The sequence below is a fragment of the Pseudomonas sp. SIMBA_041 genome, from assembly GCF_046535095.1.
Classification (GTDB): domain Bacteria; phylum Pseudomonadota; class Gammaproteobacteria; order Pseudomonadales; family Pseudomonadaceae; genus Aquipseudomonas; species Aquipseudomonas mucoides.
Map to the genome: position 1 here is coordinate 1 of NZ_JAWRXJ010000428.1, position 265 is coordinate 265.

General features: G+C 57.4%; 1 protein-coding gene. It reads left to right on the forward strand.

Annotated features, from left to right (window positions below; all coding sequences use genetic code 11):
- Positions 1-18 precede the first annotated feature (18 nt).
- On the forward strand, positions 19-265 hold a 247-nt coding region (locus SB725_RS31775; protein WP_410923425.1), incomplete at its 3' end, for an aminotransferase class III-fold pyridoxal phosphate-dependent enzyme.

Below are 265 nucleotides of genomic sequence, written 5' to 3' on the forward strand. Positions count from 1 at the left end.
GAGCTCGGAAAAGAGTTCGTGCAAAAGCTGCGAGCCTTGACCGAGGAGCTGGGTATCCTCCTGATCGTGGACGAAACCATCACCCTTCGCGCCGCCTATAATGGCCTGCAAAGCGAGTACGAAATCAAACCCGATCTGACCGTGATGGGCAAAATGATCGGCGGTGGGCTGCCGATTGGTGCCGTAGGCGGTAGCCGTGAAGTATTCCGTGTTCTCGAAGAGAACCAGGTGATGATCTCCGGCACCCACCACGGCCACCCTATGG